The organism is Shigella sp. FJ200513 (assembly GCF_040495915.1).
GTDB lineage: Bacteria > Pseudomonadota > Gammaproteobacteria > Enterobacterales > Enterobacteriaceae > ECMA0423.
The window spans coordinates 1-14409 of the sequence record NZ_JBDYCV010000093.1 but is presented as its reverse complement, the minus strand read 5'-3'; the positions used below and the strand labels follow the sequence as shown (position 1 = coordinate 14409).

Sequence of the window (14409 nt, the reverse complement as noted above, 5' to 3'; positions counted from 1 at the left end):
AATCGGTGGAGCTGCATGACAAAGTCATCGGGCATTATCTGAACATAAAACACTATCAATAAGTTGGAGTCATTACCTAAGTCCTGACACAAACGCCGCCACTGTAAATCAGACACTTAAATGCGACTCAAAAGCCCGGGCTGACCAGCCTGGTGCATGTCCAACAACGTACGAGTTATACGAAGGTGACGCTACCTACAGAGCTGCTATCGACAAAGCATTAAACCCTGTTGGGTTAAACGGAATGTTTGGGGAAGACGGCTATATGGATGGTCCTGATGGTGGTGCGTATCCTGTAAACATTAACGGAACGACCTGGGTAGAAGGTGGCGGTTGTAAAGCCCACGCCTGCGGCTGGGACTATATCGTAACACTCTATAACCCAAAAACGCATAAAGTCGTTGGTTACTATTACAACATCGACCCTGGTTACCTGATTTGGTTTGGTGAAACTGGCGTTCACGAATTCGCGTACCTGGTCAGGGACTACGTAAACAAAACAAATTAAAGGCGTAAGTTATGCGGTTCATCTTCGCGTTATTAATTTATTGATATCAAAAGTAAATACGGCTCTGCCATGATGACAGGGACTTATATTTTCAGGGAACCAAATACAGGTCTGGTTGTATGTCACGTTTATTGCCCGAAGTCCCTTTCTCACGCGAGCAGGCTGTTGTCATCACAACAGCTTACCGCAATGTGTTTATCGACGATGACCAGGGAACTCATTTCCGTCGGGTTATCCGCAACGCAGAGACTGACGCCGGAAGGTTCGCCAGTGACGGTCTTCTCAGACAATAAACCTCATTAATTTCGTCCATCAGGCCGCGTCTTCTCCGGGAGACGTGGCTTTTTCATTTATTACACCAGTAAATCTTAACCACCGATAAGGAGCAAATTATGCGACTAGCCAGTCGTTTTGGTTATGCTGCAAACCAGATACGCCGTGACCGTCCGCTGACACACGAAGAACTGATGCACTATGTTCCCAGTATTTTCGGTGAAGACCGGCATACTTCCCGCAGTAAACGCTATGCGTACACTCCCACCATCACCGTACTGGAAAGCCTGCAGCGGGAAGGCTTTCAGCCATTCTTCGCCTGCCAGACACGTGTGCGTGACCCGGGTCGCCGGGAATACACAAAACACATGCTGCGTCTGCGGCGGGCCGGACAGATAACCGGTCAGCATGTCCCTGAAATTATTCTGCTCAACTCTCATGACGGTTCATCCAGCTACCAGATGTTACCCGGATATTTTCGTGCCATTTGTACCAATGGACTGGTCTGCGGTCAGTCTCTGGGAGAATTGCGTGTTCCACACCGGGGAAATGTGGTGGAGAAAGTTATTGAAGGGGCTTACGAGGTGGTGGGCGTGTTTGACCGGATAGAGGAGAAGCGTGATGCCATGCAGTCGCTGGTCCTGCCGCCACCGGCACGCCAGGCGCTGGCACAGGCGGCACTGACTTACCGTTATGGTGACGAACATCAGCCAGTCACCACCGCTGACATTCTGACACCACGACGCAGGGAGGATTACGGTAAAGACCTGTGGAGCGCATATCAGACCATCCAGGAGAATATGCTGAAAGGCGGGATTTCCGGCCGCAGTGCAAAAGGAAAACGTATCCACACCCGTGCCATTCACAACATCGACACCGATATTAAGCTCAACCGCGCATTGTGGGTAATGGCAGAAACGCTGCTGGAGAGCCTGCGCTGAGGCAGCATGTCCCTGAAGGCGTGATTCAGGCACCAGAATCACCCGACGCCCCGGAGGCGCTGCCGGGGTGTCGTTCCATTTCTGATGATGACCTGTGCGCCTGGTGTACCCGTCTGCTTTACCGTCCCGGAGAAATCAGTCTGTGCAGACTGAGTATACAGGCAATGGCATCTGGCCATCCGTCTGTGACCGGAACGGTTACGCGTACGGCTGTCCGGAATTTCAGCCGAATATCATTCATCCCTGATATTACCGGGTCATCACGGTCAGTGATGAACGTGATGTTGCCAGCTCCCGACCTTTACTCCCTCTCATTTATTCACATTACAAGGATTTCATACATGAAAACATTGTCTCAGAACACCACCGCTTCGGCCTGTGCACCGGAGACTGGCCTGCAACAACTGGTTGCCACTCCCGTCCCTGATGAACAGCGCATCAGCTTCTGGCCGCAGCATTTTGGCCTCATTCCACAGTGGGTCACCCTGGAACCCCGTGTCTTCGGCTGGATGGACCGTCTGTGTGAAGACTACTGCGGTGGTATCTGGAATCTGTACACCCTGAACAACGGCGGGGCATTTATGGCACCCGAACCGGATGACGATGATGACGAAACATGGGTACTGTTCAATGCCATGAACGGTAACCGCGCTGAAATGAGCCCGGAAGCCGCCGGCATTGCTGCCTGTCTGATGACGTACAGTCATCATGCCTGTCGTACGGAGTGTTATGCCATGACGGTCCATTATTACCGGCTGCGGGATTACGCCCTGCAGCATCCGGAATGCAGCGCCATTATGCGCATCATCGACTGAATGGAGGCAGGGACAATGCAGCAGCTTTCCTTTCTGCCCGGAAACATGACGCCCGGCGAGCGCAGTCTCATTCTGCGGGCCCTGCAAACCCTGGACCGCCATCTTCATGAACCCGGCGTGGCCTTCACCTCCACCCGTGCGGCACGGGAATGGCTGATTCTGAACATGGCGGGACTGGAGCGGGAAGAGTTCCGGGTGCTGTATCTGAACAACCAGAATCAGCTGATTGCCGGTGAAACCCTCTTCACCGGCACCATCAACCGTACGGAAGTTCATCCCCGGGAAGTGATTAAACGCGCCCTGTACCACAATGCCGCTGCCGTGGTGCTGGCGCACAATCACCCGTCCGGTGAAGTCACACCCAGTAAGGCAGACCGGCTTATCACCGAACGTCTGGTACAGGCACTGGGCCTGGTGGATATCCGGGTGCCGGACCATCTGATAGTCGGTGGCAACCAGGTTTTCTCCTTTGCCGAACATGGTCTGCTTTAACCCGTCACAACCACATCACACCTGTTTTCACTTTTATCTTCTGTCTTCAGAGGTATCACATCATGAGAATCATCACCCGTGGTGAAGCCATGCGTATTCACCAACAGCATCCTGCATCCCGTCTTTTTCCGTTCTGTACCGGTAAGTATCGCTGGCACGGCAGTGCTGAAGCGTATACTGGTCGTGAAGTGCAGGATATTCCCGGCGTTCTTGCCGTGTTTGCAGAACGCCGTAAGGACAGTTTTGGCCCGTATGTCCGGCTGATGAGTGTCACCCTGAACTGATGTTCCGTCACCCGGGAAACGAGTACGACCAGATGACCTCAGACGCCGCTGTGGATGAGGCCATTCTCATCAATGCATACATCTTCACCGAAACCGGTCAGCGCGCCGGCTGACCTGTCATCGTTAAACCATTCTTAACCACTTTTCAGAGAGGATTTTATCGTGTCAGACAAACTCTCCGGGATAACTCATCCCGATGACAATCACGACCGCCCCTGGTGGGGGCTTCCCTGCACAGTGAGGCCCTGTTTTGGCGCTCGTCTGGTGCAAGAGGGTAACCGCCTGTATTACCTTGCCGACCGCGCCGGTATCAGAGGCCGCTTCAGCGACGCAGATGCATACCATCTGGACCAGGCCTTTCCGCTGCTGATGAAACAACTGGAACTCATGCTCACCAGCGGTGAACTGAATCCCCGATATCAGCATACCGTCACGCTGTATGCAAAAGGGCTGACCTGCGAAGCCGACACCCTCGGCTCCTGTGGTTACGTTTATCTGGCTGTTTATCCGACACCAGCACCCGCAACCACCTCATAACCCCGAAGCTCTCACCTTTAGCACTACCAGTTACAGAGAACTTAAGATGAAAACATTATCCGACACACATGTACGGGAGGTATCTCGCTGCCCGTCTCCCGTCACCATCTGGCAGACACTGCTCATCCGACTGCTGGACCAGCATTATGGCCTCACACTGAATGACACACCGTTTGTCGATGAACGTGTGATTGAGCAGCATATTGAGGCAGGCATTTCACTGTGTGATGCAGTTAATTTTCTCGTGGAAAAATACGCGCTGGTGCGTACCGACCAGCCGGGATTCAGCACCTGTCCCCGCTCTCAGTTAATAAACAGTATTGATATCCTCCGGGCTCGCCGGGCGACCGGCCTGATGACCCGCGACAATTACAGAACGGTAAATAACATTACCCTGGGTAAGTATCCGGAGGCGAAATGATGAAACTGGCCCTGACACTGGAAGCCGACAGCGTTAACGTACAGGCACTGAACATAGGGCGCATTGTCGTTGACGTCGATGGTATTGAGCTCGCTGAACTGATTAACATGGTCTGCGATAACGGCTACTCCCTTCGTGTTGTTGATGAATCTGACCAGACCTCAGCAGAATGCACGCCACCATTTGCTACCCTTACCGGCATACGCTGCAGTACCGCACATATCACGGAAACGGACAACGCCTGGTTGTACTCGCTGTCACACCAGACCAGTGACTTCGGTGAATCAGAATGGATTCATTTTACAGGTAGCGGATATCTGTTACGTACCGATGCGTGGTCATACCCGGTTCTGCGGCTTAAACGCCTGGGGCTGTCAAAAACGTTCCGTCGTCTGGTCGTCACACTCATCCGGCGTTATGGCGTCAGTCTCATTCATCTGGATGCCAGCGCTGAATGCCTGCCGGGTTTACCCACTTTCGACTGGTAACCAGGAACAACATGAAATCATTAACCACGGAAACAGCGCTGGATATTCTGATTGCGTGGCTGCAGGACAATATCGACTGCGGATCGGGAATTATCTTTGACAACGATGAGGATAAAACGGATTCAGCAGCACTGTTGCCCTGTATCGAACAGGCCCGGGAGGATGTCCGTACCCTGCGTCATCTGCAGCTTCTGCACCAGAACCGGTGAAGCTCACTCACCAGACTTCATTCCTCTGACGCCAGCCTGCACAGGGCTGGCGTTTTCATTTATCTGCAAAAAGGAATATCGATTATGTCAGATATCACAATCTCCCGTCCGGAAGTGGTCAACGGGCATACGGACGTTATCTGCTCAACCAGCATTCGCCACATTCTGGCTGTACGAAAGAGTACACTGTTGCAAATCGACACACTTATCCGACAACTGGCTGAAATCTCGGTGCTGACGGAAAGCATCGGAGGTAAAACTGCCCCGGACTGGGCCATGAAACAGGATTTTCGCTGCGGCTGCTGGCTGATGGAGAAACCCGAAACAGCAATGAAAGCCATTACCCGGAATCTTGATCGCGAAATCTGGCGTGACCTGATGCAACGTTCCGGGATGCTGTCATTAATGGATACGCAGGCCCGTGATACATGGTACCGGTCACTGGAGTACGATAATTTTCCGGAAATCAGCGAAGCGAACATTCTGAGCACATTTGAACAACTGCACCAGAATAAGGATGAGGTGTTTGAGCGAGGGGTGATCAACGTCTTCAGAGGGCTGAACTGGAATTACAAAACCAATTGCCCCTGTAAATTTGGCAGTAAAATTATCGTCAACAATCTGGTGAGATGGGACCGGTGGGGATAATGATATGGTCACCCCCACCTTAACAGCAGTACGCTGTTAAGGTAAATCCCTTTAACGGAGAGACCATCATGCAGAACATCACACTTATTGGTATCGATCTCGGAAAGCACTCCTTCCACATTCATTGTCAAGACAAGTCTGGTAAGGCTCTTCTGCGTAAAAAATTTACCCGTACTAAACTGATGCAGTTTCTGGCGACATGTCCGCCCTCAGTTGTTGTAATGGAAGCCTGTGCGGGTGCACACTTTATGGCTCGCTGTATCTCTGATTTTGGGCATGAAACTAAGCTGATTTCTCCACAGTTCGTTCGCCCGTTTGTCAAAAGTAATAAGAATGATTTTGTTGATGCAGAAGCCATATGCGAAGCGGCTTCACGACCATCAATGCGTTTTGTCCAGCCAAGAACTGAGACCCAGCAGGCCATGAGGGCGTTACACCGGGTCAGAGAATCGCTCATCAGAGATAAGGTGAAAACAACCAACCAGATCCACGGTTTCTTGCTGGAATTTGGAATCAGCCTGCCGATAGGTGATGCTGTAATAAAACGGTTGTCTCTCGTGTTGGCTGAACACGAAATCCCCGAATATCTGAGCCGCCTTTTGGTGAGGTTGCATACCCACTACTTTTACCTTGTTGAGCAAATAGCAGAGCTGGAATCAGAATTAAGTCAGTCAATCAACGCTGATGATACCGCTCAGCGCATTATGACAATTCCTGGTGTTGGTCCGATTACTGCCAGCTTACTATCGTCGCAACTTGGTGACGGGAAACAGTTCTCATGCAGCAGGGATTTTGCAGCTTCCACAGGACTTGTTCCCCGGCAGTATAGCACTGGAGGAAAATCGACTCTGTTGGGTATCAGTAAGCGAGGTGATAAAAATTTACGCCGGTTACTGGTTCAGTGTGCCCGCTCATTCATAATGCGACTTGAACGCAAGCATGGAAAACTTGCTGAGTGGGTTCGGGAGCAACTCAACAAGAAGCATTCGAATGTGGTTACCTGCGCTCTGGCAAATAAACTGGCTCGAATTGCCTGGGCAATCACTACTCAGAAAAAAGAATATCAGGCCTGATATAGATGCTGATATAACTCAATTAGTTTATTTTAAACAATAAGATACAAGTTACCTTTCTGGTTTTGCGAAGACTGATTATTGATGACATGAACGGCAAATCGACCTGATTAAAAACCTAACAGATGAAATGGCTCACTGAAGCCGAGGGGATTTTTAGGATTATCAGGTGCGGAACTCATCGGGGCGCGGGCATCCTTGCCCACAGAGACGCCGGATAGATTTAAGCAAGCCAACCATTAATCAAAAATCAGTGTTGCAAAAACGGGGGTGACCATAGATTTCATCTTATCACCGGACAACAGGCTGACCGACTCGCCGATCTGGAAAGAATGTTGCACCTGTTCAGCGGTAAACCAATCCCCGACAACCGGGGAAACATCACCCTTCGTCTGGATGATCACATTCAGTCTGTTCAGGGTAAAGAGAGCTATGAAGATGAGATGTTCAGCATCAGATACTTTAAGAAGGGCTCCGCGCATATCACGTTCAGAAAACCAGAACTGGTTGACAGACTGAATGATATTATCGCAAAACACTATCCTGATATGCTGGCAGTATAGCTTTGCCAGTATGCTCAAAGATCGGAAATTGTCCGATAAGATATGATCGCGGGGCATATAAACCGGTTTCAGATGGCATACCCGATGGCATACTGTCTGGAAGGAAAAATAAAAAAGCGCATGTTAAACAATAACATGCACTTATAATCTGGCGGTGAGGGGGGGATTCGAACCCCCGATACGTTGCCGTATACACACTTTCCAGGCGTGCTCCTTCAGCCACTCGGACACCTCACCAAATTGTCGTTCCTGTCTTGCTGGAACGGGCGCTAATTTAGGGAAATCATGACCTGAGGTCAACAAACTTTTTGAAAAAATCGCGCGTTTATTCAAACATTCAATCAATGTGTGGTTTTAATAAGCGAAATCTGCTTTTTTTGCCACCGACCACGGATTTGTTATGCTGGTGGCCTTTGTAGATCATAACGATAAGTGCGAATAAATTTCGCACAACGCTTTTCGGGAGTCAGTATGGATATCATCTTTTATCACCCAACGTTCGATACCCAATGGTGGATTGAGGCACTGCGCAAAGCTATTCCTCAGGCAAGAGTCAGGGCATGGAAAAGCGGAGATAATGACTCTGCTGATTATGTTTTAGTCTGGCATCCTCCTGTTGAAATGCTGGCAGGGCGCGATCTTAAAGCGGTGTTCGCACTCGGGGCCGGTGTTGATTCTATTTTGAGCAAGCTACAGGCACACCCTGAAATGCTGAACCCTTCTGTTCCACTTTTTCGCCTGGAAGATACCGGTATGGGCGAGCAAATGCAGGAATATGCTGTCAGTCAGGTGCTGCATTGGTTTCGACGTTTTGACGATTATCGCATCCAGCAAAATAGTTCGCATTGGCAACCGCTGCCTGAATATCATCGGGAAGATTTTACCATCGGCATTTTGGGCGCAGGCGTACTGGGCTGTAAAGTTGCTCAGAGTCTGCAAACCTAGCGCTTTCCGCTGCGTTGCTGGAGTCGAACCCGTAAATCGTGGCCTGGCGTGCAAAGCTTTGCCGGACGGGAAGAACTGTCTGCATTTCTGAGCCAATGTCGGGTATTGATTAATTTGTTACCGAATACCCCTGAAACCGTCGGCATTATTAATCAACAATTACTCGAAAAATTACCTGATGGCGCGTATCTCCTCAACCTGGCGCGTGGTGTTCATGTTGTGGAAGATGACCTGCTCGCGGCGCTGGATAGCGGGAAAGTTAAAGGCGCAATGCTGGATGTTTTTAATCGTGAACCCTTACCGCCTGAAAGTCCGCTCTGGCAACATCCACGCGTGACGATAACACCACATGTCGCCGCGATTACCCGTCCCGCTGAAGCTGTGGAGTACATTTCTCGCACTATTGCCCAGCTCGAAAAAGGGGAGAGGGTCTGCGGGCAAGTCGACCGCGCACGTGGCTACTAATAAAGCATCAGGATTCCTGCTATCCTTGGCGGGAATTGAATACAGGAGAGAGTTATGTATCCCGTCGACCTTCATATGCATACCGTTGCCAGCACACATGCATATAGCACATTGAGTGATTACATTGCCCAGGCCAAACAAAAGGGCATTAAACTTTTTGCGATCACCGATCATGGCCCGGATATGGAAGATGCGCCGCATCACTGGCACTTCATTAACATGCGTATCTGGCCGCGAGTGGTTGATGGGGTAGGGATCCTGCGCGGCATTGAAGCTAACATTAAAAATGTTGATGGTGAAATTGACTGCAGCGGTAAAATGTTTGACTCGCTGGATCTGATTATTGCCGGTTTTCATGAGCCGGTTTTTGCGCCACATGACAAAGCGACCAATACACAAGCGATGATCTCCACTATCGCCAGCGGCAATGTGCATATAATAAGCCATCCCGGAAATCCGAAATATGAAATAGATGTTAAAGCCGTTGCTGAAGCAGCCGCGAAACATCAGGTGGCGCTGGAAATCAATAATTCCTCATTTTTACACTCACGTAAGGGCAGTGAAGACAACTGTCGTGCGGTAGCTGCAGCGGTACGTGATGCTGGAGGTTGGGTGGCATTAGGCTCGGATTCTCACACCGCGTTTACCATGGGGGAATTTGAAGAGTGTCTTAAAATCCTCGACGCGGTAGATTTTCCGCTAGAGCGCATTTTGAATGTTTCTCCGCGCCGCTTACTGAACTTCCTTGAATCTCGCGGTATGGCACCGATTGCGGAATTTGCAGACCTTTAATTACTAGTAATGGAAATATATTAATGAACGAGTTTTCTATCCTCTGTCGTGTGCTGGGTTCGCTCTATTACCGCCAACCGCAAGATCCTTTACTGGTGCCGCTGTTTACTCTGATTCGTGAGGGGAAACTGGCTGCGAACTGGCCACTGGAGCAGGATGAGTTACTGACGCGTTTACAGAAAAGCTGTGATATGACGCAAGTCTCTGCCGATTACAATGCGTTGTTTATCGGCGATGAATGTGCCGTGCCGCCATATCGTAGCGCATGGGTTGAGGACGCAACGGAAGCGGAAGTGCGCGCTTTTCTTTCCGAACGAGGGATGCTACTGGCGGATACGCCAGCCGATCACATCGGCACATTGCTGCTTGCGGCTTCCTGGCTGGAAGATCAGTCAACGGAAGATGAGAGCGAAGCACTGGAAACACTGTTCAGTGAGTATCTGTTACCCTGGTGTGGTGCGTTCCTCGGCAAAGTGGAGGCCCATGCAACCACGCCTTTCTGGCGCACCATGGCACCGCTAACCCGTGATGCCATTAGTGCAATGTGGGACGAGCTGGAAGAAGATTCTGAAGAGTAAATGTGATCATCGTCACTCATAACTGCAACAGATAATTTGTTGTTGCATAAAATGTGTGCTCGATCTCATTCATGGCCGCGTTTTCTGCTATCATGCGCGGCATGAACATACTTCTCTCTATTGCAATCACAACAGGCATTCTCTCCGGTATCTGGGGATGGGTGGCTGTTTCCCTGGGCTTACTAAGCTGGGCGGGCTTCCTGGGCTGTACGGCCTACTTTGCTTGCCCGCAAGGTGGGCTGAAAGGGCTGGCGATCTCCGCTGCAACCCTGCTTAGTGGCGTGGTGTGGGCGATGGTCATTATTTACGGTAGTGCACTGGCACCACATCTGGAAATTCTCGGTTATGTCATAACCGGTATTGTCGCGTTTCTGATGTGTATTCAGGCCAAACAGCTGCTGCTTTCATTTGTTCCGGGGACGTTTATAGGCGCATGCGCGACGTTTGCCGGGCAGGGTGACTGGAAACTGGTGTTACCTTCGCTGGCGCTTGGGCTGGTATTTGGTTACGCAATGAAAAACAGCGGCCTGTGGCTGGCGGCGCGTAGTGCAAAGACGGCTCACCGTGAGCAGGAAATCAAAAATAAAGCGTGAGGGGCACTCACGCTTTCGCTTAAACAGTAAATGCCGGATTATTAATTCCGGCATTTTTATCTGTCAGGATTCCGGTGGAACCGACATATGGCGGTATTTCACCAGAATGTCATTCTGCCGTTCTGCTTTATTTTACAAATCCCACAGACCACGGTCGATACCATCATTAATCAGGAAAATGACCCCTGTTTCGATAGCCGACATCAGACACAGCATAACGGGTTCGTTTGAGGTGTAACCCACTTCCCCTTCCAGCAAGCGCTGGTAGTCAATAAAGCGGAAAACCCCGGCCTGAACTTCATAGGAAAGTATCGTCTTACTGGTGTTCACCGAGGAGAGGATCTCACCGGTACTCACATTGACGACACGCAGGTTCACGGCAATCTGATCGAGCTGGTATTGCGTGTCTGCACCGATCCCAAAATATCTTGCCCCAACACCGCCCGATTTAACGTTGCTTTCATAACCGATAATCGAACCTTCAACCATAATATTTGCCGCCGTTAAAGATTGCAGCGGGATTCGGTTATTAATGGCAACCGTGCCGTTTTCTTGTGCCGCACGAATAACCTTGCGCTCGTTAAGCAGGTTTTGTAAGCCCTGGCGCTTTGCGGAACAGCAGTGGAGAAGTTACTTGCCGGGTAGGGTTTAAATTGCCCGGTTTCGTCCTGAATGTTGTATACCGAAACAAAGATCTTACCCGTCGGCGCTGGCAGATGGGTCAAATCTTTGTAGCTCTGAGCACGAGGCATTAATGTCGGTCTGGCGGCTTCTTTAGGCGGGGCGGTTAAGCATCCGCTCAGTAACATGACGGCAACCAAAAGAAATAAGCGCTGCATGATTATTTTCCTTATGAAGCTGGGGCTTAAAAATCGGTTGAGTTATTTTGTAAACCCGAAACCTGGATGGTCGAGGTTTGTCCGGTTTTACGATCTGTCACGTTCAACTGCAATTGACCATCGCGGTTAGCAATATCAACAATATAATCGTTGGTCACCATGCGGCCCGGTTTACCGGTATTAATATTCGACAGTAGCCCACCTAAAATTTGTGACTGGATGGCCTGAGTAAAGTTATCTAACGCTGAGGGTGTTTCAATACCAAAGTCATCGTTATAGCTCGGATCTTTATAAGAGTTTTGGGCCTGAGCGCTATTTAATAAAAAAGCGCCATTATTTGGGTTACCACCAAAGTTTGGATTACGGAACTGGAAAGTCATGGTTCCAGCCCAACTTAATGGCGAAATAAGCATGAGTAGAACTACTGCATGTTTGACACGCATTGCAGCCTCCGAACAATTTTTTATTTAGAATTCATCATGCGCCAAATCGTCCGTACTTAATAACGCCTGATTTATCTGGCGACGATTTAGTGCTTCTTCAGTTTGAATCAGTGCAAAGACGACAGTTTTCTCGGAGTCTCTTTTCAACGGGAATAAAAAAGTCTGGAAAATAACATCCTGATTGACCGTTATTGTGATCCAGCTTCCCCATCGTGCACTGGGCCTTTCATTAATCGTTAAGTTACCCGTATAGTCACTTTCCCATTTATCACTAAAGGCTCGGTAAAAATCATGGCCAATAGATGAAACAGTATGGTCAGTTAACAATCCCGGGACTTCTACCTCAACGGCGTGAAGATTCCCTGCGGCGAACAGAAATTCTGCCGCCACAATCCAGCGTAAATAACGTTTCATGGCTTTATCGCCTGAGGTTATCGTTTGCCCAGGAAACCGCTTGTGTCCGGTTTTTTACGGCTATCTTCTTGAAAAGATTATAAAGATGCGTTTTAACCGTATTTTCGCTGATGAACAACGAACGAGCGATCTCGTTATTAGACGCGCCGATACGCAGCTTATTCAGGATCTCTTTTTCCCGATGAGTAAGGAGGGCTGATTCCGTGCTGTTATAACGATAGTTACCAGAATGTGTAATCAGGTAACTGGCAAGCTTTTGCGTAAAGTAGCATTCGCCACGCAGGACGCCTTGCAACCCATTGACAACACGTTCTTGATCCTCCATGGCATAAAAAACGCCGTTGATATGAGGCCAGTTTTCAATGTCGCGGTACGGGTAATCTTCAGGCGTATTTAGCAACAATATTTTGATATTGTTGTTTTTCCTGCTCAAAGTATCCTGCCAATAATGGATAAGCTTTTTATCCGCTTCCATCATATCCAGAAGAATAATAGAGCCTGAAGAGATATCGTCCAGAGAACGTTGAATATTATGTAATTTTCCTGTAATTGCTAGCGATTGTTTAAGGTGCTGCAAGAGAGCTGTCGCCTGCAAAGAAGGTTTAGTGATCAACAATAATGTATGACCATGAATACTATGGACTTCATTAAACATGATGAAACCCCACTTTTTTATTGATCGCACACCTGACAGCTGCCTCTAAAATAGAAGCACCAGAAGTACTGACAGATGTTGCACTGCTGTGTGTAGTAATAAATCAGCCCTAAATGGGTAAAATATAAAACTAATGGATTACATCTGATTTCAATCTAGCCATTACAAATCTTAAATCAAGTGTTAAACATGTAACAAAATGTAACTCATTATATTAAAATGTTAACATTAAGGTTTTATTAAGTTTAGAAATGATAGAAAAGTTGTACATTTGGTTTTTATTGCACAATTTTAAAAAATCATACAAATGGTGCTAACTTACTAATAATACATATAAAAAATATTTCGGTGTAGTCCTTTCGTCATGTAAAACGTTTTTGTTTTTTCTCCACACCTCCGTGGACAATTTTTTTACTGCAAAAAGACGAGGTTTGTCACGGCTTGTGCGCAAGACATATCGCAGCAATCAGCGACGGGCAAGAAGAATGACTGTCTGGTGATTTTTGATAGCGGAAAACGGAGATTTAAGAGAAAACAAAATATTTTTTGCGTAGATAACAGCGTATTTACGCGGGTTTTAATACTTTGGTATGAACAAAAAAAGAAAAATACAACGCGCGGGTGAGTTATTAAAAATATTTCCGCAGACATACTTTCCATCGTAACGCAGCGTTAACAAAATACAGGTTGCGTTAACAACCAAGTTGAAATGATTTAATTTCTTAAATGTACGACCAGGTCCAGGGTGACAACATGAAAAACAAATTGTTATTTATGATGTTAACAATACTGGGTGCGCCTGGGATTGCAGCCGCAGCAGGTTATGATTTAGCTAATTCAGAATATAACTTCGCGGTAAATGAATTGAGTAAGTCTTCATTTAATCAGGCAGCCATAATTGGTCAGGCTGGGACTAATAATAGTGCTCAGTTACGGCAGGGAGGCTCAAAACTTTTGGCGGTTGTTGCGCAAGAAGGTAGTAGCAATCGGGCAAAGATTGACCAGACAGGAGATTATAACCTTGCATATATTGATCAGGCGGGCAGTGCCAACGATGCCAGTATTTCGCAAGGTGCTTATGGTAATACTGCGATGATTATCCAGAAAGGTTCTGGTAATAAAGCAAATATTACACAGTATGGTACTCAAAAAACGGCAGTTGTAGTGCAGAGACAGTCGCAAATGGCAATTCGCGTGACACAACGTTAATTACCATTCGACTTTTAAATCAATCCGATGGGGGTTTTACATGAAACTTTTAAAAGTAGCAGCAATTGCAGCAATCGTATTCTCCGGTAGCGCTCTGGCAGGTGTTGTTCCTCAGTACGGCGGCGGCGGTAACCACGGTGGTGGCGGTATGAGGTAGCCTGAGTTTAACGGACACTCCTTCCTGAAATAGAATGGCATCAGAAGGAGCTAATAATGAGCAGAAA

The 14409-nt window shown here is 48.4% G+C and carries 18 protein-coding genes, 1 tRNA gene and 6 pseudogenes; 20 read left to right on the top strand and 5 right to left on the bottom strand.

Annotation, left to right across the window (positions count from 1 at the left end; translation table 11 throughout):
- The 14 genes and pseudogenes from ABZJ92_RS16840 to ABZJ92_RS16775 form a co-directional block, all read left to right on the top strand.
- Nucleotides 1-62 (top strand): IS1 family transposase (locus tag ABZJ92_RS16840; RefSeq protein WP_071528444.1); only part of this gene is annotated, 62 nt, incomplete at its 5' end.
- Nucleotides 63-85: 23 nt separating this feature from the next.
- A pseudogene (locus tag ABZJ92_RS16835) lies at nt 86-508 on the top strand (hypothetical protein); the annotation flags it as partial.
- A 119-nt stretch (nt 509-627) separates the two neighbouring features.
- Entirely contained in the window at nt 628-801 is a 174-nt protein-coding gene (locus ABZJ92_RS16830; protein ID WP_000088744.1) for a DUF905 family protein, read from the top strand.
- A gap of 99 nt (nt 802-900) precedes the next feature.
- Nucleotides 901-1722 carry a DUF932 domain-containing protein gene (locus tag ABZJ92_RS16825; RefSeq protein WP_001234584.1) on the top strand — a complete coding sequence of 274 codons (822 nt, stop codon included), beginning with the start codon at nt 901-903 and terminating at the stop codon, nt 1720-1722.
- Nucleotides 1723-2063: 341 nt separating this feature from the next.
- The gene (locus ABZJ92_RS16820; protein WP_005011597.1) at nt 2064-2537 is read left to right on the top strand and encodes an antirestriction protein; all 474 of its coding nucleotides are present in this window, start codon (nt 2064-2066) and stop codon (nt 2535-2537) included.
- Between the two features lie 15 nt (nt 2538-2552).
- Nucleotides 2553-3029 (top strand): JAB domain-containing protein, encoded by a 477-nt coding sequence (locus ABZJ92_RS16815; protein WP_005011624.1) that lies wholly within the window; start codon nt 2553-2555, stop codon nt 3027-3029.
- A 62-nt stretch (nt 3030-3091) separates the two neighbouring features.
- Nucleotides 3092-3313, top strand: a complete 222-nt coding sequence (locus tag ABZJ92_RS16810; RefSeq protein WP_001220314.1) for a DUF987 domain-containing protein — start codon at nt 3092-3094, stop codon at nt 3311-3313.
- Between the two features lie 162 nt (nt 3314-3475).
- On the top strand, nt 3476-3850 hold the full coding sequence (locus ABZJ92_RS16805; protein ID WP_001280958.1) for a type IV toxin-antitoxin system YeeU family antitoxin: 375 nt from the start codon (nt 3476-3478) through the stop codon (nt 3848-3850).
- Between the two features lie 46 nt (nt 3851-3896).
- The gene (locus ABZJ92_RS16800; protein ID WP_000854917.1) at nt 3897-4271 is read left to right on the top strand and encodes a TA system toxin CbtA family protein; all 375 of its coding nucleotides are present in this window, start codon (nt 3897-3899) and stop codon (nt 4269-4271) included.
- Nucleotides 4268-4759, top strand: coding sequence for a DUF5983 family protein (locus tag ABZJ92_RS16795; RefSeq protein ID WP_000976828.1), 492 nt, complete (start codon nt 4268-4270; stop codon nt 4757-4759). Before ABZJ92_RS16800 ends, ABZJ92_RS16795 begins: the two co-directional genes overlap by 4 nt.
- Before the next feature lie 11 nt (nt 4760-4770).
- Entirely contained in the window at nt 4771-4968 is a 198-nt protein-coding gene (locus ABZJ92_RS16790; RefSeq protein ID WP_000839282.1) for a DUF957 domain-containing protein, read from the top strand.
- 84 nt (nt 4969-5052) lie between these two features.
- Nucleotides 5053-5613 (top strand): annotated as a pseudogene (locus ABZJ92_RS16785) (DUF4942 domain-containing protein); the annotation flags it as partial.
- A gap of 71 nt (nt 5614-5684) precedes the next feature.
- On the top strand, nt 5685-6689 hold the full coding sequence (locus ABZJ92_RS16780) for an IS110-like element ISSfl8 family transposase (RefSeq protein WP_001179707.1): 1005 nt from the start codon (nt 5685-5687) through the stop codon (nt 6687-6689).
- Nucleotides 6690-6970: 281 nt separating this feature from the next.
- Nucleotides 6971-7252: pseudogene (locus ABZJ92_RS16775) on the top strand (DUF4942 domain-containing protein); the annotation flags it as partial.
- Nucleotides 7253-7401: 149 nt separating this feature from the next.
- Here the strand turns inward: ABZJ92_RS16775 and ABZJ92_RS16770 are convergent.
- Nucleotides 7402-7489 (bottom strand) — tRNA-Ser (locus tag ABZJ92_RS16770).
- Between the two features lie 234 nt (nt 7490-7723).
- Between ABZJ92_RS16770 and ghrA the strand changes: the two are divergent.
- The 4 genes and pseudogenes from ghrA to ABZJ92_RS16750 all read left to right on the top strand — a co-directional run bounded on the left by ghrA (nt 7724) and on the right by ABZJ92_RS16750 (nt 10625).
- Nucleotides 7724-8662, top strand: a pseudogene (ghrA, locus tag ABZJ92_RS16765) (glyoxylate/hydroxypyruvate reductase GhrA).
- 54 nt (nt 8663-8716) lie between these two features.
- Nucleotides 8717-9454, top strand: coding sequence for a zinc-binding phosphatase (gene ycdX / locus ABZJ92_RS16760; protein ID WP_000283673.1), 738 nt, complete (start codon nt 8717-8719; stop codon nt 9452-9454).
- Nucleotides 9455-9477: 23 nt separating this feature from the next.
- Complete coding sequence (ycdY, locus tag ABZJ92_RS16755; RefSeq protein ID WP_001001915.1) at nt 9478-10032, top strand: molecular chaperone YcdY; 555 nt, start codon at nt 9478-9480, stop codon at nt 10030-10032.
- Nucleotides 10033-10133: 101 nt separating this feature from the next.
- Complete coding sequence (locus ABZJ92_RS16750) at nt 10134-10625, top strand: DUF1097 domain-containing protein (protein ID WP_001297187.1); 492 nt, start codon at nt 10134-10136, stop codon at nt 10623-10625.
- Between the two features lie 63 nt (nt 10626-10688).
- Here ABZJ92_RS16750 and ABZJ92_RS16745 read toward each other — a convergent pair.
- From ABZJ92_RS16745 to csgD, 4 genes and pseudogenes are all read right to left on the bottom strand, one after another.
- Nucleotides 10689-11464: pseudogene (locus ABZJ92_RS16745) on the bottom strand (CsgG/HfaB family protein).
- Nucleotides 11465-11490: 26 nt separating this feature from the next.
- Nucleotides 11491-11907, bottom strand: coding sequence for a curli production assembly/transport protein CsgF (gene csgF, locus ABZJ92_RS16740; protein WP_001264088.1), 417 nt, complete (start codon nt 11905-11907; stop codon nt 11491-11493).
- Nucleotides 11908-11931: 24 nt separating this feature from the next.
- Nucleotides 11932-12321 (bottom strand): curli production assembly/transport protein CsgE, encoded by a 390-nt coding sequence (csgE, locus tag ABZJ92_RS16735; RefSeq protein WP_000833291.1) that lies wholly within the window; start codon nt 12319-12321, stop codon nt 11932-11934.
- 4 nt (nt 12322-12325) lie between these two features.
- On the bottom strand, nt 12326-12976 hold the full coding sequence (csgD, locus tag ABZJ92_RS16730; RefSeq protein ID WP_000481500.1) for a biofilm master transcriptional regulator CsgD: 651 nt from the start codon (nt 12974-12976) through the stop codon (nt 12326-12328).
- 753 nt (nt 12977-13729) lie between these two features.
- Between csgD and csgB the strand changes: the two genes are divergently transcribed.
- Both csgB and ABZJ92_RS16720 read left to right on the top strand, forming a co-directional pair.
- Nucleotides 13730-14185, top strand: a complete 456-nt coding sequence (gene csgB, locus ABZJ92_RS16725) for a curli minor subunit CsgB (RefSeq protein ID WP_005047380.1) — start codon at nt 13730-13732, stop codon at nt 14183-14185.
- A gap of 40 nt (nt 14186-14225) precedes the next feature.
- Nucleotides 14226-14333 (top strand): annotated as a pseudogene (locus ABZJ92_RS16720) (curli major subunit CsgA); the annotation flags it as partial.
- Nucleotides 14334-14409: the final 76 nt, after the last annotated feature.

Coding starts and splice junctions, on each gene's coding strand:
- ABZJ92_RS16800 (WP_000854917.1), top strand. CDS start 3,897: ATGAAAACATTATCCGACACACATGTACGGGAGGTATCTCGCTGCCCG.
- ABZJ92_RS16825 (WP_001234584.1), top strand. CDS start 901: ATGCGACTAGCCAGTCGTTTTGGTTATGCTGCAAACCAGATACGCCGT.
- ABZJ92_RS16815 (WP_005011624.1), top strand. CDS start 2,553: ATGCAGCAGCTTTCCTTTCTGCCCGGAAACATGACGCCCGGCGAGCGC.
- csgF (WP_001264088.1), bottom strand. CDS start 11,907: ATGCGTGTCAAACATGCAGTAGTTCTACTCATGCTTATTTCGCCATTA.
- csgD (WP_000481500.1), bottom strand. CDS start 12,976: ATGTTTAATGAAGTCCATAGTATTCATGGTCATACATTATTGTTGATC.
- csgB (WP_005047380.1), top strand. CDS start 13,730: ATGAAAAACAAATTGTTATTTATGATGTTAACAATACTGGGTGCGCCT.
- csgE (WP_000833291.1), bottom strand. CDS start 12,321: ATGAAACGTTATTTACGCTGGATTGTGGCGGCAGAATTTCTGTTCGCC.
- ycdX (WP_000283673.1), top strand. CDS start 8,717: ATGTATCCCGTCGACCTTCATATGCATACCGTTGCCAGCACACATGCA.
- ycdY (WP_001001915.1), top strand. CDS start 9,478: ATGAACGAGTTTTCTATCCTCTGTCGTGTGCTGGGTTCGCTCTATTAC.
- ABZJ92_RS16790 (WP_000839282.1), top strand. CDS start 4,771: ATGAAATCATTAACCACGGAAACAGCGCTGGATATTCTGATTGCGTGG.
- ABZJ92_RS16810 (WP_001220314.1), top strand. CDS start 3,092: ATGAGAATCATCACCCGTGGTGAAGCCATGCGTATTCACCAACAGCAT.
- ABZJ92_RS16750 (WP_001297187.1), top strand. CDS start 10,134: ATGAACATACTTCTCTCTATTGCAATCACAACAGGCATTCTCTCCGGT.
- ABZJ92_RS16795 (WP_000976828.1), top strand. CDS start 4,268: ATGATGAAACTGGCCCTGACACTGGAAGCCGACAGCGTTAACGTACAG.
- ABZJ92_RS16780 (WP_001179707.1), top strand. CDS start 5,685: ATGCAGAACATCACACTTATTGGTATCGATCTCGGAAAGCACTCCTTC.
- ABZJ92_RS16820 (WP_005011597.1), top strand. CDS start 2,064: ATGAAAACATTGTCTCAGAACACCACCGCTTCGGCCTGTGCACCGGAG.
- ABZJ92_RS16830 (WP_000088744.1), top strand. CDS start 628: ATGTCACGTTTATTGCCCGAAGTCCCTTTCTCACGCGAGCAGGCTGTT.